22 protein-coding genes are annotated in these 22,397 nt (G+C 65.8%); 9 read left to right on the plus strand and 13 right to left on the minus strand.

Annotated elements, in window-relative coordinates; all coding sequences use genetic code 11:
• Positions 1–67: 67 nt before the first annotated feature.
• From ACIBW7_RS08920 to ACIBW7_RS08930, 3 genes are all read right to left on the minus strand, one after another.
• The gene (locus ACIBW7_RS08920; RefSeq protein WP_397045517.1) at positions 68–658 is read right to left on the minus strand and encodes a TetR family transcriptional regulator C-terminal domain-containing protein; all 591 of its coding nucleotides are present in this window, start codon (positions 656–658) and stop codon (positions 68–70) included.
• 48 nt (positions 659–706) lie between these two features.
• A complete protein-coding gene (locus ACIBW7_RS08925; RefSeq protein ID WP_397045519.1) occupies positions 707–1,180 on the minus strand; it encodes a gamma-glutamylcyclotransferase family protein in 474 nt (157 codons plus the stop codon).
• Between the two features lie 329 nt (positions 1,181–1,509).
• Positions 1,510–2,355, minus strand: a complete 846-nt coding sequence (locus ACIBW7_RS08930) for an NAD(P)H-binding protein (RefSeq protein WP_397045521.1) — start codon at positions 2,353–2,355, stop codon at positions 1,510–1,512.
• 86 nt (positions 2,356–2,441) lie between these two features.
• On the opposite strand from ACIBW7_RS08930, the gene ACIBW7_RS08935 reads away from it, so the two are divergent.
• Positions 2,442–2,876 carry a MarR family winged helix-turn-helix transcriptional regulator gene (locus ACIBW7_RS08935; protein WP_397045523.1) on the plus strand — a complete coding sequence of 145 codons (435 nt, stop codon included), beginning with the start codon at positions 2,442–2,444 and terminating at the stop codon, positions 2,874–2,876.
• Between the two features lie 11 nt (positions 2,877–2,887).
• Here the strand turns inward: ACIBW7_RS08935 and ACIBW7_RS08940 are convergent, their stop codons facing one another.
• Complete coding sequence (locus tag ACIBW7_RS08940) at positions 2,888–3,802, minus strand: hydrogen peroxide-inducible genes activator (RefSeq protein WP_397045525.1); 915 nt, start codon at positions 3,800–3,802, stop codon at positions 2,888–2,890.
• Positions 3,803–3,916: 114 nt separating this feature from the next.
• Between ACIBW7_RS08940 and ACIBW7_RS08945 the strand changes: the two genes are divergently transcribed.
• The 4 genes from ACIBW7_RS08945 to ACIBW7_RS08960 all read left to right on the plus strand — a co-directional run bounded on the left by ACIBW7_RS08945 (position 3,917) and on the right by ACIBW7_RS08960 (position 9,328).
• Positions 3,917–4,504, plus strand: coding sequence for a peroxiredoxin (locus tag ACIBW7_RS08945; protein ID WP_040692624.1), 588 nt, complete (start codon positions 3,917–3,919; stop codon positions 4,502–4,504).
• A gap of 50 nt (positions 4,505–4,554) precedes the next feature.
• Positions 4,555–5,094 carry a carboxymuconolactone decarboxylase family protein gene (locus ACIBW7_RS08950; protein ID WP_397045528.1) on the plus strand — a complete coding sequence of 180 codons (540 nt, stop codon included), beginning with the start codon at positions 4,555–4,557 and terminating at the stop codon, positions 5,092–5,094.
• A 133-nt stretch (positions 5,095–5,227) separates the two neighbouring features.
• Positions 5,228–8,509, plus strand: coding sequence for a DUF4132 domain-containing protein (locus ACIBW7_RS08955; RefSeq protein WP_397045530.1), 3,282 nt, complete (start codon positions 5,228–5,230; stop codon positions 8,507–8,509).
• A 117-nt stretch (positions 8,510–8,626) separates the two neighbouring features.
• A complete protein-coding gene (locus ACIBW7_RS08960) occupies positions 8,627–9,328 on the plus strand; it encodes a PhzF family phenazine biosynthesis protein (RefSeq protein WP_397045532.1) in 702 nt (233 codons plus the stop codon).
• A gap of 97 nt (positions 9,329–9,425) precedes the next feature.
• Here ACIBW7_RS08960 and ACIBW7_RS08965 read toward each other — a convergent pair whose 3' ends face one another.
• Entirely contained in the window at positions 9,426–9,920 is a 495-nt protein-coding gene (locus tag ACIBW7_RS08965) for a MarR family winged helix-turn-helix transcriptional regulator (RefSeq protein WP_397045534.1), read from the minus strand.
• A 58-nt stretch (positions 9,921–9,978) separates the two neighbouring features.
• On the opposite strand from ACIBW7_RS08965, the gene ACIBW7_RS08970 reads away from it, so the two are divergent.
• Positions 9,979–10,920 carry an amidohydrolase family protein gene (locus ACIBW7_RS08970; RefSeq protein WP_397045536.1) on the plus strand — a complete coding sequence of 314 codons (942 nt, stop codon included), beginning with the start codon at positions 9,979–9,981 and terminating at the stop codon, positions 10,918–10,920.
• Between the two features lie 21 nt (positions 10,921–10,941).
• On the opposite strand, the gene ACIBW7_RS08975 is transcribed toward ACIBW7_RS08970, so the two are convergent.
• Together ACIBW7_RS08975 and ACIBW7_RS08980 are read right to left on the minus strand one after the other, a co-directional pair.
• On the minus strand, positions 10,942–11,637 hold the full coding sequence (locus ACIBW7_RS08975) for a DUF5134 domain-containing protein (protein WP_397045538.1): 696 nt from the start codon (positions 11,635–11,637) through the stop codon (positions 10,942–10,944).
• Between the two features lie 220 nt (positions 11,638–11,857).
• The gene (locus ACIBW7_RS08980) at positions 11,858–12,895 is read right to left on the minus strand and encodes an AraC family transcriptional regulator ligand-binding domain-containing protein (protein WP_397045540.1); all 1,038 of its coding nucleotides are present in this window, start codon (positions 12,893–12,895) and stop codon (positions 11,858–11,860) included.
• A gap of 188 nt (positions 12,896–13,083) precedes the next feature.
• Here ACIBW7_RS08980 and ACIBW7_RS08985 point away from each other — a divergent pair, with 188 nt between their 5' ends.
• The gene (locus ACIBW7_RS08985) at positions 13,084–13,812 is read left to right on the plus strand and encodes an SDR family NAD(P)-dependent oxidoreductase (RefSeq protein ID WP_397045542.1); all 729 of its coding nucleotides are present in this window, start codon (positions 13,084–13,086) and stop codon (positions 13,810–13,812) included.
• A 4-nt stretch (positions 13,813–13,816) separates the two neighbouring features.
• Here the strand turns inward: ACIBW7_RS08985 and ACIBW7_RS08990 are convergent, their stop codons facing one another.
• Positions 13,817–15,460 carry an acyl-CoA synthetase gene (locus ACIBW7_RS08990; RefSeq protein WP_397045544.1) on the minus strand — a complete coding sequence of 548 codons (1,644 nt, stop codon included), beginning with the start codon at positions 15,458–15,460 and terminating at the stop codon, positions 13,817–13,819.
• Between the two features lie 321 nt (positions 15,461–15,781).
• Between ACIBW7_RS08990 and ACIBW7_RS08995 the strand changes: the two genes are divergently transcribed.
• Positions 15,782–16,291: a GNAT family N-acetyltransferase gene (locus ACIBW7_RS08995; protein ID WP_397045546.1), complete on the plus strand. Its 510-nt coding sequence runs from the start codon at positions 15,782–15,784 to the stop codon at positions 16,289–16,291.
• A 57-nt stretch (positions 16,292–16,348) separates the two neighbouring features.
• Here ACIBW7_RS08995 and ACIBW7_RS09000 read toward each other — a convergent pair whose 3' ends face one another.
• Genes ACIBW7_RS09000 through ACIBW7_RS09010 form a run of 3 tightly spaced genes read right to left on the minus strand, consistent with a single transcriptional unit; the run spans position 16,349 to position 18,931 of the window.
• Positions 16,349–17,335 (minus strand): hypothetical protein, encoded by a 987-nt coding sequence (locus ACIBW7_RS09000; RefSeq protein WP_397045548.1) that lies wholly within the window; start codon positions 17,333–17,335, stop codon positions 16,349–16,351.
• Positions 17,322–18,611, minus strand: a complete 1,290-nt coding sequence (locus ACIBW7_RS09005; RefSeq protein WP_397045550.1) for a hypothetical protein — start codon at positions 18,609–18,611, stop codon at positions 17,322–17,324. The genes ACIBW7_RS09000 and ACIBW7_RS09005 overlap by 14 nt, the downstream gene beginning before the upstream one ends.
• Complete coding sequence (locus ACIBW7_RS09010; protein ID WP_063038365.1) at positions 18,608–18,931, minus strand: hypothetical protein; 324 nt, start codon at positions 18,929–18,931, stop codon at positions 18,608–18,610. Before ACIBW7_RS09010 ends, ACIBW7_RS09005 begins: the two co-directional genes overlap by 4 nt.
• A 366-nt stretch (positions 18,932–19,297) precedes the next feature.
• Between ACIBW7_RS09010 and ACIBW7_RS09015 the strand changes: the two genes are divergently transcribed.
• Positions 19,298–19,729, plus strand: coding sequence for a L,D-transpeptidase (locus ACIBW7_RS09015; protein WP_245720824.1), 432 nt, complete (start codon positions 19,298–19,300; stop codon positions 19,727–19,729).
• A 70-nt stretch (positions 19,730–19,799) separates the two neighbouring features.
• Here the strand turns inward: ACIBW7_RS09015 and ACIBW7_RS09020 are convergent, their stop codons facing one another.
• Both ACIBW7_RS09020 and ACIBW7_RS09025 read right to left on the minus strand, forming a co-directional pair.
• Positions 19,800–21,395 (minus strand): MDR family MFS transporter, encoded by a 1,596-nt coding sequence (locus tag ACIBW7_RS09020; RefSeq protein WP_397045552.1) that lies wholly within the window; start codon positions 21,393–21,395, stop codon positions 19,800–19,802.
• Complete coding sequence (locus ACIBW7_RS09025; protein ID WP_397045554.1) at positions 21,392–22,024, minus strand: TetR/AcrR family transcriptional regulator; 633 nt, start codon at positions 22,022–22,024, stop codon at positions 21,392–21,394. The genes ACIBW7_RS09020 and ACIBW7_RS09025 overlap by 4 nt, the downstream gene beginning before the upstream one ends.
• Positions 22,025–22,397: the final 373 nt, after the last annotated feature.

Consider the following 22,397-nt stretch of genomic DNA (forward strand, 5'->3'; position numbering starts at 1 on the left):
TACATTCCAATACGACCGGTCGTCTTGAAATAGGCGCACAGCCACGCTGGGCGACGAAACCTACAGGTCAGGGTCGAAAGTAGTCATCCAGCAGTCGGCGCAAACACTTGTGCAGCGGCTCGAGCGAGCGCTCGATCTTCATCCGGATCACCGCGCCCTCCCACGACTCCAACAGCAGATCAGCCAATTCGGAGCCGTCGATGTCGTCGCGTATCGTCCCGAGTTCCTGCGCCCGCCGCAGCGCCGCCGCGACGCCGTCGCGCCACGAATCCCAGGCCCCCGCCAAGGATTCCCGCAGCACCTCACTGCCCTCGAGTTCCCCGCCGAGGTTCGCGATCAGGCATCCACCGGTGAACTCCGCCCGCACGAAATCATCCATGAGCCGCCCGAAGAACGCATGTAACCCGACGACGGGATCCGGTGAACTCCCGAGCGCCTCGGCCAGATTCCGCTGCACACACAGCGAATGATGGTCGATGATGGCCTGCCCGAAACTCTCCTTGCTATCGAAGTAGTTGTAGAACGACCCCTTCGGCACTCCGACCGCATCCAGGATCTGCTTGATACCGGTCCCGTGATAGCCGTTCGTCAGGAACCCGGCAGCACCCTGCTCCACCAGAAGCTGTCGAGTGTCATCGCTGCGTCGCGGTCGCGCCATGGAGTTAATATATGACCGGTCGTCTTGGAATGGCAAATCCGGCCCGCTTCAGAGCAGCCTTCGCCACTCGCCGCATCGGGCCACGAACGCACCCAGATGTTCGGTAGCGAACCGCTCGGCATACCAATCATCCTGCGCGACAACGGAAGTCCACACATACGTCCATGCCGGCGGCGCCGGACCCGGCCGAACCCGTCGCAACTCGTACTCGTCATCCTCGAACGCATCCAGCACCGCCCACTCCCGCGCATCGAGCCCCGACAGCACGACACCTCGCGCAACTCCACCCGCGGCGGGCACCAAGCCGGGATACACCCGCCCCGGCAGTGCCGCCACCCGCCACCCGGTCAGCTCAGCCGCCACCAATTCCGGACACCGCCCGATCAACTCGACCAATACTTCCGGAAACTGCAATGTCCCGTAGACGAACAGCCGGTCGCCGTTCGCGATCGAGCGAGCGAGCCGCTGTCCCGGCTCGGTGCCACCCGACTTATCCACCGCGAACTTATTCGAACTGCCCACCAGCGGAGATTACGCCCAACGAGCACCCACAATCCGCCCGACAGCTGCTACCGAAAATCGGCGTACGAACGCGCACCGTGCCACAGGGGCCGATACGCCCGCCGGACCGCGACTGCCCGCAAACCGCTGTAGCAAGGCTGGCGCCTCACCCCCGGCGCCATAGCCGTGCAGCGCCGAATTCGAAGCCTGCAATTGACGTCTTCATGTGACGCCTCGAGCCTCGCCGCCACCATCGCCCGGCAATCGTAGGCACCAGCACTCACGCGCGCTTCAGGACGCAACTCCTCGAACACCGCGCACGCCCACGTTCACGCCCTGGCCCGGTGTGCCTACAAGAATGCGTCGACGTTGCGCGCGCACCAGTCGGCGAACGTACGCGGACTTCTGCCGAGCAGCTCATACACGGTGTCGGTGCGGAAACCGACGGTATCGGCGCGCATCAACTCGAACCCCTCGACGATCGCCGCAGCCAACGCCGGAGGCGCACCGCCGGGGTAGCGAGATTCCAACGCCTCCTGCGGCGTGGCCGCCTCGTGCACCTCGATGGTGCGGCCGATCGCGTGGGCGATGGTCGCGACTTGTTCTGCGACAGTAAAGGTTTGCGAACCCGTGAGGGTGTACGTCATGCCGTGGTGACCATCGCCGGTGAGCACCTCCACCGCCACCGCGGCGATATCGGCAGGATCGATCGGGGCGTAGCGGCCGGGGCCGGTTGGATCGAGGACCGCGCCGCCGGAGCGGATCGTCTGCGCCCACGCCAGCGCATTCGTCATGAATCCACCGGGCCGCAGCACGGTCACCGGTATGCCGGATTCGGCGACAATCCGCTCGCGCTCGAGATGCCACCGCCCCATGGCCGGTACCGGATCGCCCATCGCATTGAACGACGACAACTGCACGATATGCCGCACTCCGGCCGCGCGCGCCGCGTGCACCGCATCAATGGTGTGCTCCAGGCCGATGCCGGGCACCAGCAGGAACAGCGCGTCGGCACCGTCGAATGCGGGCGCCAGGGTCGTCGGATCGTCCAGATCGCCGACGATCAACTCGCCCTGACCCGGATCCGCGACACGGGCCGGATCGCGCACGAGAACACGGAATTTCGTGCCGCCGGCAACGAGTTCGCCGACGAGTTCACGACCGATATTTCCGGTGCCACCGGTGACCACTATCATCAGATCTCCATATCACTAGCCGTCTAATGAACTAGAACGCTAGACGGCTAACGATCTATTCGTCAATAGCCAAGGAGATCCGACCGGTGCCCGAATTCCTCGACCTACACGGCCGCAGTTCGAAGGTGCTACGCGCACTCGCCGACCGCGAAATGCGTACGCATGGATTGCATCTGGGCCAGAATTACGTCTTGGCCCTGCTATGGGAGCAGGACGGGCGCACACCGGGCGAGGTCGCCGCCGCACTGAACGTCACCACCCCGACCGTGGTCAAAATGGCCACCCGCATGACCGCCGCGGACCTGCTCGAACGCCGTCGCGACGACCACGACAACCGCCTGGTCCGCCTCTGGCTCACCGATAAGGGCCGCGCCCTGCAGCAGCCGATCGAGGCACAGCGACAGGCCTTGGAGGACAGGGTGACCGCCGACCTCACCCCCACCGAACGACGTCACCTCATGAGCGCCCTGCGCAAAATCCACCACACCGCAACCGAACTCCTCGGCGACGCCGCACCCTGATTCCCGCGGACTCAGTTCACTCCGGGCCGCCGCGACCGAATGATCTCCGCCAGCCGTTCGTAATCATCCGCGCGTGCCGTCGACGCACGAAACGCCAGACCGAGCGTGCGCCCCGGAGCGGGGGCGGCGAAATGCGCGGTTTCCAATGTGCCGCGCGCGGTTTCGGCCGCCACCGCCATCTCCGGAATCAACGTCACCCCGAGACCGCCTGCGACACACTGGACCACGGTCGCCAGCGAAGCCGCACGGGTATCGCCGACCGCACCCGGATGGGCGTCGGCGGAGCGGCAGAATTCCAGGGTCTGATCACGCAGGCAGTGCCCCTCGTCGAGCAGCAGCAGCGGCAGCGCGTCCAAGGTGGCGGGTCCGATATCGGTGCGACCGGCCAGCTCGTGACCGCGCGGCGTCACCAGGACGAATTCCTCGGTGTACAACGGGATCTCGACGAGGCCGGGTGCTTCGGTCGGCAGCGCGAGCAGCGCGACATCCAGGACGCCGGTGCGCAATCCCTCCAGCAGCCGGGCGGTTTGATCCTCGACCACCTGAGGATTCAAAGCGGGCAATACCTTGCGCAATTCGGGCAGCAGATCCGGCAGCACATACGGGGCAACCGTCGGAATGATACCGATCCGCAGGGCGCCGCCCAGGCTGTCACCGGTCGCCGAGGCGACGAATCGATCGGCCGCCTCGAGGGTCGCCGTCGCCTGCGGCAGCAGCCGCATACCCGCGGCGGTGACGAGCACCCGCCGGGTGCTGCGTTCAATCAGCTGCAGCCCGAGCCCGTGTTCCAATGCGGCCAGTGCCTGCGATAACGTGGGCTGGCTCACACTGAGCCGCGCGGCCGCGGTGCCGAAGTGGCGGTACTCCGCGACCGCTACGAACGCACGCAGCTGCGACAGGGTCGGCTGATAAGTCTGATCAGTCACGCCTATCAGTGTAGTGCGACTGATCACGTTTACCTTTCACCGGCCTTTGGGCAAGATCACCAGTGAGCTTTTCGATCCACTCGCTCTAGCAAACCGACTGACGAGGAGACAAGCATGGCTTTGCTGACCATCGGCGACCAGTTCCCGGCATACAACCTCACCGCGGTGATCGGCGGTGACCTGTCGAAGGTCGACGCTCAGCAGCCTGACGACTACTTCACCCGCATCACCTCCGATGACCACGCCGGCAAGTGGCGCATCGTCTTCTTCTGGCCCAAGGACTTCACCTTCGTGTGCCCGACCGAGATCGCCGCCTTCGGCAAGCTCAACGAGGAGTTCGAGGACCGCGACGCACAGGTGCTCGGCGCCTCGGTCGACAACGAGTTCGTGCACTTCCAGTGGCGCGCCCAGCACGAGGATCTCAAGACCCTCCCGTTCCCGATGCTGAGCGACCTCAAGCGTGAATTGGCATCCGCCACCGGCGTTCTCAACGCCGACGGCGTCGCCGACCGCGCCACCTTCATCATCGACCCGAACAACGAGATCCAGTTCGTCTCGGTGACCGCGGGTTCGGTCGGCCGCAATGTCGACGAGGTGCTGCGCGTGCTGGACGCACTGCAGTCCGATGAGCTGTGCGCCTGCAACTGGAAGAAGGGCGACCCGACCATCAACGCGGGCGAACTGCTCGCCGCGAGCGTCTGAGCATTATCCGGACCACCTGAAAACACCTGAACGAGAAGAGGATTCGCCGAATGAGCATTGAGACCCTGAAGAACTCCCTGCCCGAGTACGCAAAGGACCTCAAGCTCAATCTGTCGTCCATCGCACGCACCACCGTGCTGAACGAACAGCAGCTGTGGGGCACGCTGCTCGCGTCGGCGGCCGCGACCCGGTCGGCGACGACGCTGCGCGAAATCGCCGAGGAAGCCGCGGACAATCTGTCGGCGGAGGCCTACAACGCCGCACTCGGCGCCGCCTCGATCATGGGCATGAACAATGTGTTCTACCGGGGCAAAGCGTTTCTGGAGGGCCGCTACGACGATCTGCGTGCCGGTCTGCGGATGAACATCATCGGCAACCCGGGTGTCGACAAGGCTGATTTCGAGTTGTGGTCGTTCGCGGTCTCCTCGATCAACGGCTGTGCGCACTGCCTGGAGGCGCACGAGAAGACCCTGCGCGAGGCGGGCGTCTCGCGTGAGGTGATCTTCGAATCGCTGCGCGCGGCCGCGATCGTCGCCGGTGTCGGCCAGGCTGTGCAATCCACGGAGGCGCTGGCCACCGCCGCGGTCTGATATCTCGCCGGAAACACGCAACGGCCCCGTCCGAGTGGACGGGGCCGTTGCCGTTTCCGCGCCGACCGGCACGTGTCGGAGCGGCTCGCTAGCCTGTCCGCGATACGCACCTCGTGAACAAGGGAGCAGGCCGATGGCTGTCCGCACGCCGCCGACCGATGAGGACATCTGGGTGGTACCCGCCGCCTGGTGGTCGAAAACCGATCCGTTCCGCGGCCGATGGCCCGCACGCAAGGTTGCCGTGAATACGGCTGCGGCACAGACCATCTCCGACAGGTTGGCGCAGTCCGCGGATCGGATCCGCGCCATCCTGAGCCATTCCGGCTCGCACAAGGTGCTCGCCGAGCGGGGTGCGCAATACCTCGAAGATCGGCGTGCCGACCCGCTCGGGGCCGCGGTGTGCGCCGCGATCGGCATGGACGCGAAGCTTTGGGATGCCGATGCCCTTGGCCGCTACTACGACGACCACGCGGATCTGGCCGATTATCTGGTCGCCACCCACGGTCTCGGCTGTGCGGTAGCGACCGTGGCCGCACTCAGCGGCGTTCACGCGGAAGCATCGGATACCTGGGGCGGGCAATCGAATCGCGTTCTGGTGTCGAGTCCCTGCGATCCGCCCGCCACCCTGGTCCGGCGACTGCGCACCCTGCTGGCCGCGGCCGGGGAGATGGACTACGCCGACGCCCTCGACCAGGCAGACCGACTGCGCCGCGGGCCGCTCTCGATCCGGTTGCTCACCTCATACCTGTTCCCCACCGAACAAGACTGGGTCACAACCGATCTCGCCGACCCGAAACTCACCGACAGCTTCGGATCGATATTCCTGCTCGCCTCGGTAACCGATTCGGCGCACGCGCACCGCATCCTCGATCTGCTCGGCTGGCACTGGCATCTGCTGCGCGACAACAAATCGCTGATCTACAGTGTCGCAGCACATCTCGGCCCCGACGCCACTTCGGTTCTCACTCGACTGTGGGAGGCGGGTCAGGGCAACAGCTCCGCTCCGGGACCGGAAATCCTGTCGCGCATGCTCGCCCGCCTCCCCGCTGACGAAGCGATGGACTTCCTGGCCAGGCATTCGTGGCGCAATGTGACCGCCGCGGCGTTGCTCGCCTCGACCGAACGGTTTCCGTCTCGTGCCATGCGTGTGCTCGGTGCACGGACCACCCGGCAGGAGAACGCCGCCGACTTCTGCCGGCACGTCCGCCGCCATCCCGAACTCGCCGTCGCGATGCGCGACGAACTGCCCGAACCCGTGCAGCAGCTGATCACCGAGAGTCTGCCCGAAGAGCAGACGGTCGATACGACTCCCGCCCAATTTGTTCCCGCGATCCTGAGCACACCGCCATGGCAACGACCGCGTCGCAGACCTGCTGCCGCCGTAGCGCTCGAAGTTCCTGCGGGCGTCGCTATTTCGTGGCGCGATGGCGAGCGGGAGAAATGGCTCGACAGCGTCGGCACGCTGTCCGAGGAGGAGATACGCGAGCGGCTGGAGCGCATTCCGCCGGGCAATGACTTTGTCAACGACTGGACACTGCACGCACTCGCCCAGGTCGACTTCGCGATCGCGGAACCGTATCTGCGCACCAGCACCGTGGGCTGGGGACTCTGGTCCGCCACTCCCCTGCTCGCACTCACGGCAAAACACGGTGCCGCTACGCACGATCTGGTCATCGACACCGTCACGAAGCGACCGCGCGAGCACGCTGCGGCGATCGCCCCTTTCGAAAGTCCGGCCGTCGCCGAACTGGTCGTGGACTGGCTGCGTATGCGCTCGCGCCGCCGCATCGCGCTGGACTGGTTGCGCCGCCATCCCGCCTACGCCGCGAGCGCGTTCATTCCGGGAGCGATCGGCAAGGCGCGCAAGGCAAGACGCACGCATGCGGTGGCTCTGCGTACCCTCGTCACACTCGGTCACACCGATGCCATCATTGCCGCCGCGTCTGCATATGACGCCACCGCGGCGGTGCGCGAATTGCTCGAAACCGATCCCGCCGAGATCGTGCCCGCGCGGATTCCGGTTCTCCCGCAATGGTTGTCGATCTCGGAGCTGCCCGCGATCGGGCTGACCGGCGGCCACACGCTGCCGCCCGAGGCGGTCGCCGATCTCGTTACGTTGATGATGCTGTCGGAACCCGGTGCGCCGCATGCCGCACTGGCACGGGTTCGCGACGACTGCGACGCGGCGAGTCTGGCGACCGCGGCCGGAGCGATCCACAGCCAGTGGACCAGGGCGGGTGCGCCGTCGAAGGACACCTGGGTCTGGGAAGTGTTGGCTGCCTTCGGAAATGACGAGACGGTCGATGAGCTGCTGCCGAATATCCTCTGGAGCGGGGCCAAGGACAATGCGCTCGATACCCTCGCCGCCCTCGGAACCGACCACGCCTTGTCGGCGCTGATCACATTGATGGAGAAGGGCCGAAACTCGGCGGTCCGGGATGCGGCGCAGACCCGCGTCACCGATGTCGCGGACGAATTGGGTTTGAGTGAGGACCAACTCGCCGACCGCCTGGTTCCCGATCTCGGCCTGCGCCCCGACGGTACGGCGCTGCTGGACTTCGGGCCGCGCCAATTCGTGCTCGGTTTCGATGAACAGCTGCGCCCCACCATCACCGGTACCGACGGCACCCGCTACAAGGCACTGCCCAAGGCTGGAGTTCGCGACGACGAGTACTCGGCCGCCGACGCGACGGCGACCTATCGCTCGATCCGCAAGTCGGTCAAGAAGTTCGGCGCCGATCAGATCCGGCGGCTCGAACGCGCCATGGTCACCGAACGCCGCTTCACCCTGGACGAACTGCGCACCCTGTTCATCGCACATCCGTTGCGCATCAACGTGACTCGCCGACTGATCTGGGCAACCTATCGAGACGACCAGGTGCTCGACTCGTTCCGCATCGCCGAGGACAACACCTTCGCCGCCGCCGACGACGCCACACTCGAAGTCGCCGAGGATGCCGTCATCGGTATCGCCCATCCCCTGCGCCTAGGCGCCGAGATGACCGCCGCCTGGGCCGATAGGCTCGCCGATTACGAACTCCTGCAACCATTTCCACAGATCGGCCGGGAGGTGCACCATCCGGACCCGGAACTGCTCGCCAGTTCCTCCGTGGCGATTCCGGCGAATGCCACTGCTCCCCTCGGCCGTATCCACGGCCTGACCAACCGCGGCTGGAATCCACCCGAACGCCGCGACGGCGGTCGCATCGATACCTTCGACAAGCGGCTCCCGGACGACCGGGTTTTCAGTATCGGGATCGATCCGGGCATGGAGCCGTTCGAACCGGTCGCTCCCGTGCACGAGCTCAGCTACGCCGCGCTCGCGGGCCGCAATGGCCCCACCTTCGCCGACCTCAGCCCCGTGGCCGTATCGGAAATCTTGCGTGATCTGGCCTGGCTCTGCGGCCCGCGTTGACAGCACTTTCTGGACCGACACAACAGGCGAATGGGCACGTCAGATGCGGGTTCGTCCCGGACGGAAACTCTGCGGCAGCGCATGAATCACTTTTCGGGGACCGGTAGGCTCGCGAACATGGGCACACAGGGTGAACCAGAGGCCATCGGTACGCGGGTCGAGGTCGTGCGCGTTTTCACGGACCCGACCGGACGGGGCGGCAACGAGCTCGGCATTGCTCGCGCCGCCGATGTCGCCGAGGTCGACCACCAAGCGCTGGCGGCGAAGGCGGGGTACAGCGAGACCGTTGTAGTCGAGGACCCCGTCGACGAGATCGCCAAGGTGCGGATCTACACCCCCGCGGTGGAGCTGCCATTCGCCGGGCATCCCTCGGTGGGTACCGCGTGGTGGTTCGCCGAGCAGGGCAAGCCGGTGCGGATTCTGCAGGAGTCGGCGGGTCCGGTTGCCGTCGAACTCACCGATGGCCTCGTCTGGATCAAGGCGCGCGGCGAATGGGCCCCGGAATTCACCTTCCACCAGCTCGATGATCTCGACGCGCTGGCGAATCTGCGCCCAGACGATTTCACCACCGGCTCGCATTACCTCTGGACCTGGACCGACGAGCACCGCGCCGCCCTGCGCTCCCGCATGTTCGCCCCCGCCATGGGCGTCGCCGAGGATGAAGCCACCGGAGCTGCCGCCGTCGCCCTGACCGCCCTGCTACGCCGCAGCCTGATCATCACCCAGGGCAAGGGCTCGCAGATCTTCACCGAATGGGACTCCGACGGTTGGGTCCGGCTCGGCGGCCGCGTCGTCGCCGACTCGGTCGTCAACTTGTAGACCGCGAGTATCCGACGATAGGTCCGCTCCGGCTGCTGACCAGGGCATCGAGGGACGCGGCGGGAGGTCGCGCTACCTCTTCAGGCTGCGGGACGACCTATCCCGGCGGCCGCGGACGGCGGTCGGATTCGGAGACGAGTTCGGCGAGGCGGCGCAGCAGCGTGACGAGCTGAACCCGCTCGCTGGGCATAAACGCCTCGTAGGAGCGCAGCTGGCGCTCGCGCAGCCGGGTCCGCAGCAAAGCGAGCCGCTCGGCACCATCGTCGGTGAGGCTGACCAGGACTCGCCGCTCGTCCTCGGGGGATCGGCGGCGCACGACGACGCCCTTCGCCTCCAGTTGCTGCAGCATGCGGGTGGCGGTGGGCACGCTGACATCCGCGTTGCTCGCCAGTCGTCCCACCGGGATGTCCATCTCCCCGGCCAGTGGTTCCAGGAGGGCGACCTGGGCCAGGGAGAGTCCACCGATCTGCTCGGCACCCGCCGAACGGGCCCGCCGCATGGCGACGAACAACGCGTCGGCCGCCTGCGCGATCTCCTCCCCGGTTACGTCGGCATCCGTCGCGATCTGCTGGACATTGCCCGTGTTTGCCACGGCTGCTAGCCTAGCATCACAATAATTAGCAGGCTAAATATTAGTAAGCGAGCGAAAATTGGCCTATCCATCCCGGATCGATGTCCACCAGCACCTCATCCCGCCTGCCTACCGGGAAGCAATGGACCGTCATGGGGAGACGGCCGGGGGTTGGCCTACACCCGCCTGGGATGCCGAGAGTGCGATCGCGATGATGGACCGCCGGTCGATCGCGACCGGCATCCTCTCGATCAGCTCGCCGGGCACCCACTTCGGCGACGACGCCGAAGCCCGCGCGATCACCCGCGACGTCAACGAGTACAGCGCGGAGCTGACCAAGGACCGGCCCGACCGCTTCGGGTTCTTCGCGAGTCTCCCGCTACCGGACGTCGAGGGCGCGATCGCCGAAACCTCCTACGCGCTGGACGAACTGCACGCCGACGGTGTGGTTCTGCTATCCAACTATTACGGCCGCTACCTCGGCCACAAGGAGTTCGATCCGCTCTGGGCCGAGCTCGATGCTCGCGCCGCGGTGGTTTTCATCCACCCCACTGCCCCGCCGATGCCAATGCTGGCGGGCATGCCGAGTCCCCTGCTGGACTTCCCTTTCGACACGACCCGCACCGCCGTACATATGACGCTCAACGGCGTGCTGAGCCGGCACACCCGAATGAAGGTGATCCTCTCGCACGCGGGCGGCTTCCTGCCTTACTCAGCCTGGCGGTTCACCGGCGGCGCCCAGTTCAACCCCGGCACAAAGCCCATGGGCATTCTGACGGACCTGCAGCGTTTCCACTTCGACACCGCACTGTCCACCACTCCGTCCGCCTTACCCTCCCTGCTGGCCTTCGCCGCGCCCGGACACATCTGCTACGGCAGCGACTTTCCCTTCGCCCCGGAAGGAAGCGGTGATCTCCTCGACTCTTTCCTGGAGAGCTACGAGGGCTTCGGACCCGGCCAGCTCGACGCGATCAATCGCAGTAGCGCCGAGGCCCTGTTCCCCCGTCTCGCAGCCGCCTGATCAACCAGCGACGCGGGCGGCCTATCCCGAGACGGCGGCGATCAGCATGTAGGCCGTGCCGAGGTCCATGACGATATGCGGCACGATCGCGGATGTCAGTGCGCGGGTGACGAAGGAAGCCGACTGCTGCGGGCCGGTTCGGATGCCGATCGGGTGGCCGAGCCAACGCCGGCAACGGCCGGTACTCGCCGCGACGATCAAGGCCAGCGCATCGGCGGTGAAGAGCGCGGTCAATGTCAGCGCCGGTCCGGGGGCCGGCCCGGCGGCGTGCATGCCCGCACTGTGTCCCGCGATCGAGTACAGCATGGCAGCCGCGACGGCGATGTGATATCCGACGGCGATGATTCGATCATCGGGTAGCGCACGAGTCGTATTGCGCCACTGCACAATTCGATCTACCAGCAAGGCCGCGAAGACGATAATGAGCGCGATCAGCACACCGCGCAGCACCACCGGATCCGCTCCCATCGGAAAGATCAGCATCGCCAGCATGACCATGCACATGATCAGATGGGCGGCATCGGACTCGTGACATGCGGGCGCATTCATGCCCGGCGAATCTGCTTGCAGGCGAACGGGTTCGGCCCTACCGACGCCGTCCGGTGCCGCCAATCGCCCGAGCACCACCGCCGCCGCGAGCAGAAACGCCACCACCACCGACCACCGCAAGGCGGCATACTCCTGCGCGAACTCCACCACACCCACCTCCCGACCCATCCTCCCCTCCATGTTCGCACCCCGACAACCCACCCGCCGCACTTTCCCCACAGCCACACCGCTTCTCGACCTACACACTCCTACGACGCCGAACCCCAGGCACCCGTTGGACGGATGATCACGTGGACCATGGCGGCAAAGCGCGAGAAGCCCCGCTACCAGTTCCACCTGATCTTGGTCGCCCGCGCTGAAATGGCGTGGCGGCCAAGGAATGCGCGGGCTAGCGCGCGACGCTGGGGCGGAGGCGCTCGGTGGCGGCGCGGGCGAAGCGGCCTGGTGAGATGCCGCGCCACTGTTTGAAGGCGTTGGAGAAGCTCGGGGCGCCGGAATACCCCATGCGGTAGGCGACGTCCTCGACGGTGAGACCGGTGGCGAGCAGTTCCTCGGCGAGAGTGCCGTAGGTTTCGACGCACAGTCGGCGGTAGGAGGTGCCCTCGTCGGCCAGTCGGCGACGCATTGTGCGCAGGCTCATGTGCAGGCGTTCGGCCATATCCTCTTGGGTGATGCGCCCGTGCATCTGATGCAGCAGCACCTCGCGCACCGATCCGGCAATGCCCTGCTGCAAACCTCGGCGTTTCAGCAGGTCGGCGCACTGTTCCTCGAACATCAGCGCGGTGAGCGGGCTGGCATTGGGCATCGGTCGATCGATATCGGTGGCGTCGAAAACCGCGAGCTGGAGCTCCGCGGATTCGATGCTGGGAATCTCGAATTGCTCCAGTATCGGCCGCATTCGGGACAGCAGCCCACCGGCGACCTCGGCCCGCACCACCGGCGGCGGCACCCCGAACACCAGGTACCAGTTATAGAGCAGGGCCGCCACATCTCGTTCGGCGAGAAAGGCGCGCACATCCGCGGGCAGATCCCGGTCGTCGCAGTACAGCCAGACCTCGTCGCCGTGATAGACGTGCCAGGCCCGCGCGAACGAGGTCATCATGCTGAAATAGCGCATAGCGACATCGATGGCCGAACGCATGGTCGGACTGCTCAGCACCGCCATACCGAGTACGCCGTGGGTGGTGATGCGCGTGCGCATACCCGCCTCGAAGCCCAGTCCCGGTTGGTCGTCGAGCAAAGTGACGAGATTGCGGACGAGTAGAAGTTCCTGTGCAGCAGCGATCTCCGCGCCGGGCGTTTTCAACACCACCGGATCGATACCGGTGCCGCACAGGAGGTCCGCGCGCGTCACATCGTGATCATCGGCGAGCTGGGCAAGGATCGCCGCATTCGCCACCGACCGCCGCCACTCCCATGAGGCCACGGATATAGCGTGAGCGCTGCCGGCCGATACTCGCAAGGTTTTGGCCGAACATCTTATACACCAAGCGAGTTCGGCTCGAGCTGACCGGTATGCGCAATCTCATGACCCGATATCGCATGGCAACCGCACTATCGCATACCTACCGTCATAGCTATCGTCGAGCGAAGACCAAGGTAGGCGAGAACAACATGCCGAGAAAGACCCTTGTCGGCACGCGCGTCGCGATTACGGGCGGCACCTACGGTATCGGCAAGGCGGCCGCATTGGCCTTCCTCGCGGTCGGTGCCGATGTGGCGATCGGTGACGCGGACACCGGCAAAGTGCGTGCAATCACCGCCCAGCTCAACCGGATTCATGGGGCCGACGCCGTCGGCCTCCCTGTCGAGCTCACCGACGACGTGCGTTTCGCCGAATTTCTGGCGACCGCCGAGCGCAGGCTGGGCGGCCTCGATGTCGTGGTGAATGCCGCCGATATCGAACCAACCGGTTCGTTTCTAGCGGAGTCCGATCACGAATCGGATCGGCAGATCGATATCAATCTCCGTGCGGTGATCACTGGATCCCGGCTCGCCGGAATGCGATTCGTCGAACAGGGCCACGGACATATCGTCAATATCGGCTCCGCCATCGGCGTCACGGCCGCACTCGGCGCCGCGGTGTACTGCGCGACCAAGCATGCGGTGGTCGGACTCGGCACCGCACTGCATCGTGGACTCGCCGAGCAGGGCGTATTGGTCAGCACCATCGCGCCCGGTTACGCACCCGATCCGCATGCGGTGGCGGACGCGATCGTCGACTGTGTCGAACACCGGCGCGGCGGACTGGTGGTGGTGCCGCCGACGGGGTGGTTCCGTACCGCGATGCCGGATCCGGCGCAGTTGCGTCATACGATGCGGCGGATGCTCGGCAGTATGTGAGTCGTCAGGCCGGGAGCTCCCGCAGGACCCGTTTGAGTACCTTTCCGGTGGGATTGCGCGGGAGCTCGTCGACGAACAGCACGTCACGCGGGACCTTGAAGCGGGCCAGATGCGTCTTGACGTGCTCGCGCACCTCGTCCTCGGTGAGCGAATGCCCTTCGCGGACAACGACTACCGCGCGCAGGCGCTGACCGTATCGATCGTCCGGCACGCCGAATGCGCTGACCTCAGCCACGGCCGGATGCGCGGCAAGCAGTTCCTCCACCTCGCCCGGAAAGACGTTCTCGCCGCCGGAGACGATCATGTCGTCATCACGTCCATCGATGAAAAGTCTTCCGGCACTGTCGAAATGGCCGACATCGCCGGTGGCCATCAGCCGTCCGATGCGTGCCTTGTCACCACCGCCGGTGTAGCCCTCGAATTGGTAGTTGTTGCCGACGAAGATGCGTCCGATAGTGCCGGGGCTTACCTCTCGGTCGTTGTCGTCGAAGATCTTCACGGTGGTACTCGGCACCGGAGAGCCGACACAGCCGGGCTCGACCGCCAGATCCGCAGGTGTCGCAATAGTCGCGTAGGCCACCTCGGTAGACCCGTAAACGTTGTACACCACCGGCCCGAATGCCTCGGTCACCCGGATGCACAGTTCCGCACCCAGCTGCGAGCCCGCGACGAAGATGATCCGCAACCGCGAAAGATCGTGCCCGGCAAAGGCTTTCGGTCCGGCGTCGACGAGTCGCTGCAGCATCACCGGCACCGCGACCATGGCCGTGGCACCGTGGCGGTCCAGACTGTCCAGCACCTCCTGGGGATCGAAGTGCCGCCGGATCACCAGCGTGGAACCGAAGCCGACCGCGAGGACGGCGTGCGCGAATCCGAGCGTATGAAATAGCGGCGCAGGGCATTCGGTGATTTCGCGGGCACGGAACGGCACCTTGCCGAGGATGGCGCCCAGCGGTGACAGTGAGGCCGGCTCGCTGCTGCGCGGCGCACCTTTCGGGGTGCCGGTCGTCCCGCTGGTCAGCAGGATGATGCGGGCGACGGTGCGCGGCTTGCGCGGTGGTGTGCGCGCCGCACCCGCGATCAGATTGTCGATGGTGTCGACGCCCGGTTTATCGGCCCAGGCGCGGTAGCGGCCCCGGCGCGGTGTGAAATCGCCGAGCATACTCGCGTATTCGTCGTCGAAGATCAGCAGATCGGCACCCTCGCGGGTCACCACCTCGCGCAGTTGCGGCGCCGCGAAATCGGTATTGAGCAGGATGATTCGCGCACCGCATTTCGCGGCGGCGAAGACCGCGTAGTGGAAACCGCGGTGGTTGCGCGCCAGGATGGCGACACCCTCGCCGTCACGCAGTCCGCGCGCCCGCCAGGCATTCGCGAGCGCGGTGCTGCGCTCGTCGAGTTCACGAAAACTGACGCGGCCGAGTTCATCGATTATGGCGGCGCGATCGCGATAGCGCAGAGCGGCAACCGTTGTCAGCCCGCCGAGGAGTCCGGATCGCAGCACCGCGGCACCCATGAGGGCGAGTCGATCCGGGCGTTCCGGGGTCGCGAGTCCGGCACGCACTGTCAACGCGGCGTAATACGTCTCATCGGCGGCCCGACGCGCCGCAGCCGCGGCCAGCGCCCCGACCTTGTTCGCAAACTTCATGATTCGATCCTGACGCGAATCTCGCCGAACCGCTCGCCGACCCGAAACCCTTCGGCCGCAGCCGATTCTGACACTGCGGCCGTGCGGCCGATTCGTCTGAACGCGGCATCGCGCCCCGCTCGGCTGACGGCGCCCAAAGGGACCGGCCGTCGGCGCGGCCCAGTCAGCGCACGATCCGTGCGCGGCGCGTACTTATCGAGTATCGACATCGTTGTCCACCTAGGTGAGGGCGAGTGCCCTCACAGTAAAGGGTCCCCGGCGGATTCGTCGAGCACCGACCCAGACAGCAGGGCCGACGCGGGCACAATTCATCATGGACGGATGTCCAGCGATATCGGCGACCGCCTACCGACCCCAACCGCACCGGCTGCCGTGCTGCGGATCGTCGGCGATGATCTCTCCGGTCCTGAAGTCGCTGCCCTGCTCACCCAGCATCTGGCCGAGATGTACGACAACTCGCCCGAAGACAGCGTGCACGCCCTGGACCTGGATGCGCTCCGCGGCCCGAGCATCACCTTCTGGAGCGCCTGGGAGGACGACGAACTGGCTGGTTGCGGCGCACTCAAACAACTCGACCCCGCCCACGGCGAGATCAAGTCGATGCGCACCGCCTCCGATCGCACCGGCCGCGGGATCGCCTCGGCCCTGCTGAACCATCTCATCGCCGAGGCCCGCGCGCGCAACTACCAGCGCCTCAGCTTGGAGACCGGAGCCTCCGACTACTTTGCCCCCGCGCAGCGGCTCTACACCCGCCACGGATTCGAGATCTGCGCACCATTCGCCGACTACGTCGAGGATCCGCACAGCGTCTTCATGACGCGCACCCTCTGACGCCACGCGTCGGAAAGCAGACCTTCAGCGCCCATCGAAGCCCGGTGGAACGGACTGTCAGCCCGCGTTGATCGCGGTGATCAGCGTGCGATTGCCCGCCGTTCGCGTCGTGATGATCTGTGTGAAGGTCTGCGGCTGCTCACCCGGACGCTGCTGGGTCAGCCGGACCTCCCACTGCGCCTCCCCCGCATCGCTGCCCGCACGGGTGATCTGCACGCAGTAGAGGGTGCCGATCGGCACCTGGTTGATCCCGCGCTGGATCTGGTCGGCGGCGGGCACATTCGCATCATTGGCGACTACGCCGCGCGCGGCGAATCCGGAACGCTGCACATAGTAGGCACGTTCGAACGCGAGGATCGCCGACGGCCCATCGCTGGTGCCGCCGGGATCGGTACCGGAGATGACATCACCGGTGCGCCGCTGTTCGCAGCCCGGGGTGGCGACCGCGGAAGGTTGGTCACCCGGTGCCGTAGTCGCTGGGGCGCGCCCGGCAGTCCCCTGGGCAACCGCCGGTGTCGTCGCGGCGGCCGGTCGCTTGTGATTGCCCGAACCACCGAAGACGAACATCACCACCGAAACCACTGCCAACACGACACCGAGCACGATCAGCACCGCGACGACTCGGTTGCCGCCACCAGTCGGTTGCGGATCGCGACGGCGCGGCGGATGCCGCAGTGCCGGACCAGGGTTGCCACCGGACCGATCGATGATCGTCGGTACGACGGAACTCGTCTCCGCCGGTAGCTCGGACTCGGCTTCGACCGCGCGCGCCGGCGGCCGACTGCGATTCGCCTCCGGTGGCGCCGCCGCTGGGCGCTGCGGTTCGAGCCACTCCTGCCAATCCCCGGCCGACCGAGGACGGCGCGGCCGCTCGGGTGGATCGAGCGCATCGGCCAGCGGTGTCCGGCGCTGGCCCGAACCGCGGCGTGCGTTCGGACGGCGGCGCCGCTTCGGGGCCGGAGCGGCGGGCCGGACCATGGGCAGCCCGGTGTCGAACGGATTGCCCTGGTTCTGGCTCGAGGAGCCGGAATCAGAGCTCGTCATCGTCGAATTCGCCGATCACGGCGGGCGGGACGGTTGCCAATACGGTCGGCACGGTGACGCCGAGTTGACCGTCGCGCGGTCGGCGGTCCTCATCCGACTGCGACGACGGCGGCATCGCCAGACCACCGCTGGTGCCGGGTTGATTCGTCGGTTCCGGCCCGGACGGGCGCGACGGCGGCGTGTCCGCGCTCGCGGCCGGTGCCTGCGGCGCGGGTGCGGGCGCGGGTTTCGTCGCGGTCGGGCCGTCCAGGCTCGGCGGGATCACCGAGTTGGTTCCGATATTCGGTGCGGGCTTGGACGACTGCCCCGATCCACCACCGAAGTCGATGACATTCGCGGGCTTGCTCGCGCTGTCACCACCGGTGGGCGAATTCGTGGTGCTGCCCGGATGGATGAGTTCGGGAATCGCCTTATCGATGACCTTATCCGCGGATGCGGCCACGGTATCCATCGCGTGCGTGCCGACTTCGGCGATCTTATCGATCAGGTGCGTGCCGATATTGACCCCGGCATCGATGGCCGCGGTGCCGACCGAAACCCCCGCGTTGATCAGGTACTGCTGCAACTGGAGTTGGGCCGCCTGCACCGGATCCAGTGGCGTCGTTGTGGTCACGCCCGCCGTGGTCACGCCGTTCGTCGTCCCCGGAACGACCGTCTGCTGGGTGGTGCCGACACCCTGCGGTGTGGTCACCGTGAGCGGTCCCATCGCATCCAACCGCGCAGTGTGGTCATCCATTTCCGACTGCGCCGTGCTGACCGCGGTGACCGCGTCGCGCAGCGCCTGGGTCGCTCGCGCGATCACCGCGTCGGAATCCGAGGATGCGCTCGCGGTGCTCATGATCTGCTTGGCGTCGCGCCGGAAGTCCGCGATGATCTGATCCACCTTCTGGGCGGCGCGGGCGCTGGTGGTATGGGCGTCGCCGAGCACCGACAGGTACTCGGGTCCGCGATCGGTGATATCACCGATCTGAGTTTGCGTGGTGCGCAATGCCGGAACGGCATCGTCGGCGGCGCGCGAGGTCCACGTCGATTCGAGGGCGTGCAGGCCCTCGCGGTGCGGGCCCTCGGCATCAGCGGCCTGGGTGGACGCGGTCGACAGCGCGTTGACGACGGACTGGTCCGGAGTCGCGACGCCGCTGCCGAGCGAAGCGCGCAATTGCAGCATCGGCTCGACCAGCGCCGCCACGATCGGCGGATCCACATTCGGATCAACGGGCGTGCCGGCGGGGGTATCGGAGGCGTTGTTCGCAGGCCGCCGTCGAAGCAGTCGTCTCATGGCAGCGCCTCTCCTTGCCGGGCAAGGGCGCCCGCGGAATCGACATCGATACCCTGCATGTCCGCGCTGTAGTCGCGCAGCACCTGCCCGTAGGCGGCAACCAGTTGCCCTGCGGTCGAGAGCGCCTGCACGTGTTCGTTCACCTTCTCGGTGAACCTGGCCACGAATCCGGCGCCGACCTGACCGAGGTCGGCGACCAGCCGCTCGGGATTCACCGCGCCACCCGCGACCGCCGACGCCGAGGCCAGCTGTTGCGACACCGTATTCGCGATCGTGGTGTAAGCGGCCATCGCCGCCGGGTCGAGCTTCAGCGCGTCCACTGTTCCCCCTTAATACGGAAACCAATCTGTCGCGTCATATTTCGACACTTCGAGCGTACTTGGGACCCGAGCTATGTGCGCGCGGATCCTTATCGTTCCGCTGGAGTCTATGCCGCCGGATCCGTCGCTTATGCCGCAACGGTCCGCTTCCGCAGAGACCGAGGTCGAATGCGGAAATGATCACTTTCACCTCACGCCGGTTCTATGCTTGTCGCGACGGAGTTGGTCCCATCATCACCCTGGCGATCCCCGCGCAGGGTGCCGGCAAGGGTTAGAGGGGTCAGAAGCGTGAAGAACAGCAAACGTTTTCGAAACTGGTCGGTCAGATCCGCTTTACTCGTCGGTGCCGTTTCCGCAGGTCTCCTGATGGCGGGGACGGCACAGGCCGAACCGTTGTGGCCCGGCGGACCGGATATCGGCACACCGGCGATCATCCCGCCGGTTCCGATCGTCGCACCGTGTGGCACCACCGCACGCATGTGCATGCGGCTGTCGACGAACGAGGCCTGGCTGATGGACAACGGCAAGGTCACCTACGGTCCGACCCCGATTTCGCACGGGCGGCCCGGATACGAGACACCGCCCGGCGTCTTCAAGGTCGCGTTCAAGCGGGAAGACTTCTGGAGCACCATGCACAATGCTCCGATGAAGTGGGCGGTCTTCTTCAACGGCGATATCGCCACCCATATCGGACCCATCGAGGAGCAGTCGCACGGCTGCATCCGGATGACTCCCGAGGGCGCCGAAGCGACGTACCGCTATCTCAACCCCGGTGACGTGGTCGAAGTCGTACCTTGACACCGGATTTCGGCATGGAAGGGCCCGGGCGGATTCCGCCCGGGCCTTTCTCATATCCTCCTCGCCTGCCTCAGTGTTCGCCGACGAGCTGCGGATCCGCGTCTTCTTCCATGACCGCCTCACCACGGGCGACCATGCCCGCTTCATCGGAGAGTTTCATATGGGGAATGAACAGCGCGAGCACGAAGGCGATTACCGCGCCGGGGATCAGGTACCAGAAGCCGGGGACCAAGGCGTCCACGTAGGCGCCGACGATGGCGTCGTGTAGGCCGTCGGGTAGATGCTTGACCACCGAGGGCACCAACGCGCCCGGATCCAGCTTCGCCGCTGCGGCTTCGGGCCCGTGGGAGACGAAGACATCGGTGAGGCCCTCGGTCAGACGGTTGGTGAAGATCGAGCCGAAAATCGCCACGCCCAGTGCGCCGCCCATTTCGCGGAAATAGTTGTTGGCGCTGGTGGCGGTGCCGATTTGGTCGGGGGCCACGGCGTTCTGGACGACCAGGACGATGATCTGCATGATCAGGCCGAGGCCCGCACCCATGACGAACAGCATGGCGGAGACGACCCACATCGGGGTGTCCGCGTCCAGGCGGGTCAACCAGAGCATGTCCGCGAACATCAAAACCGCGCCGAGGGGCGGATAGAGCTTGTAGCGGCCGGTTTTGGTGATCATCGTCATCGAGGCGATCAATGCGATCATCAGACCGACCATCATCGGAATCAGCAGCAGACCCGATACCGAAGCCGAAGCGCCCGTTGCCATTTGGAGATAGGTCGGGATGAAGGCGAGGGCGGCGAACATCACCAGGCCGACCACGAAGCCGATCGCGGAGGTCAGCACGAAGGTGCGATTGCGGAACAACCACAGCGGCAGCATCGGCTCCTCCGCGCGCGCCTCCACGAGCACGAAAGCAGCGACCACCACGACGAACGCCGCGATCATGGTGACCATAACCGCTGAACCCCAAGCGTATTGCTTGCCGCCCCAGTCGGTGATCAGGATCAGCAGCGTGGTCGCGGCCGACATCAACACCACACCGAGATAGTCGGGACGGGTCTTGGGCCGGTGGCTGGGGATGCTCAGGTAGCGGAAGGCGATGAACAGTGCGGCAATTCCGATCGGCACATTGATCCAGAAGCACCAGCGCCAGCCGAGATGGTCGGCGAAGAAGCCGCCGAGCAGCGGCCCCGCGACCGAGGTGATGCCGAAGACCGCGCCCATCGGGGCCATATATTTGCCGCGATCCTTGGCGGGCACCACATCGGCGATGATGGCCTGCGCCAGAATCATCAGACCACCACCGCCGACGCCCTGCAGGCCGCGGAAGGTGATGAACTCCCAGAAGCTCGTCGACGCGGCGGCGCCGATCGAGGCCACGGTGAAAATCGTGATGGCGAACAGGAACGGCCAGCGCCGCCCGAACAGATCGCCGAATTTGCCGTAGATCGGCATCATGATGGTGGTCGCGAGCAGATACGACGTTGCGGTCCAGGCCATATGGGAGATGCCGCCCAGATCGCCGACGATGGTCGGCATCGCGGTGCCGACAATGGTCTGGTCCAGGCTGGCCAGGAACATCCCCGCGATCAGTGCGCCGAAGATGAGCCAGATCCGCTTCTGAGTCAGGACAATCGGCTCAGGCGGCGATTCAGCCGTGATGGTCATCTCTTGCGTCTCTCCTTCTTGCCGTCATGCTGTTCGAACAGCCGCGCGGCCATTGCGCAGTGTTCGCGTACTGCCACCGCCAGCGACACCGTCGGATCTCCGACCGTGGTCATCGCTGCCCGCGTGGTGATGGTTGTCATGAATCCCGCTGCCAGACCGGCGAATTCGGGCGATACGGCACCGCCCAGCCGAGCCGAGAGCAGGTCGGATATCACGCTCTGCAGGCGGGCACCGGAGGCGACGAAGGCCGCGAGCACCCGTGGTTCGGTCTTGATGAGCTCGGTAACCAGCGCGATGCCCTCGCGCACCTCGGTTTCGGATTCGAAGCCGTGCGCGAACAACCAGGTGAGATCGTCCATCAACACGCCACTCGGGCCGCCCGCGATGAACTGCTCGCGCAACTCCGGTGTGCCGATCTCGCCGACCGGCCCTACTACCGCATCCATTTTCGTCTCGTAGTAGTTGAAGAACGTGCGGGGCGAGACCCCGACCGCTCTCGCAATGTCCTCGACGGTCGTCGCGTCCAGCCCGCGCTCGACCGCGAGCCGACGCGCGGCGAGGCAGAGATCGAGCTCGGTCTGGCGTTTCTTCTGCTCCCGCAACCCGATCGGGCGCTCGACCTTGGACATGTCCGCCAAAGTAGCACAAACTGCAATTTTTCAGAAACTGCACGTTCAGGGGCACGCTGTAGGGCCGCGCGGCCGAACGACTCCGGCCCGACCAGCCGCGAATGACCCACTGCCATCCGAAAGCGAATAACCAGCTACGCGCAACCCGAGCGACCGCCGTCCCACGAACCAGCCCGATGCGCGAATCTCCTTGCCGGAAAGGAGAATTAGCGCACCCCTCCGAGCGCAGTTAACTCCGATATAACTCAAGATTCATCGACTTGATACCAGATTTTCGATAGTGTTGACATTGCCTACAGCGAGGTGGGATTTCGAGAACTCACGTCGGTCGGGGGGAATAACGCCCGTAGGAGAACTCCCAGTGAAGTATCCA

This window comes from Nocardia sp. NPDC049526, assembly GCF_044465765.1.
Lineage (GTDB): Bacteria > Actinomycetota > Actinomycetes > Mycobacteriales > Mycobacteriaceae > Nocardia.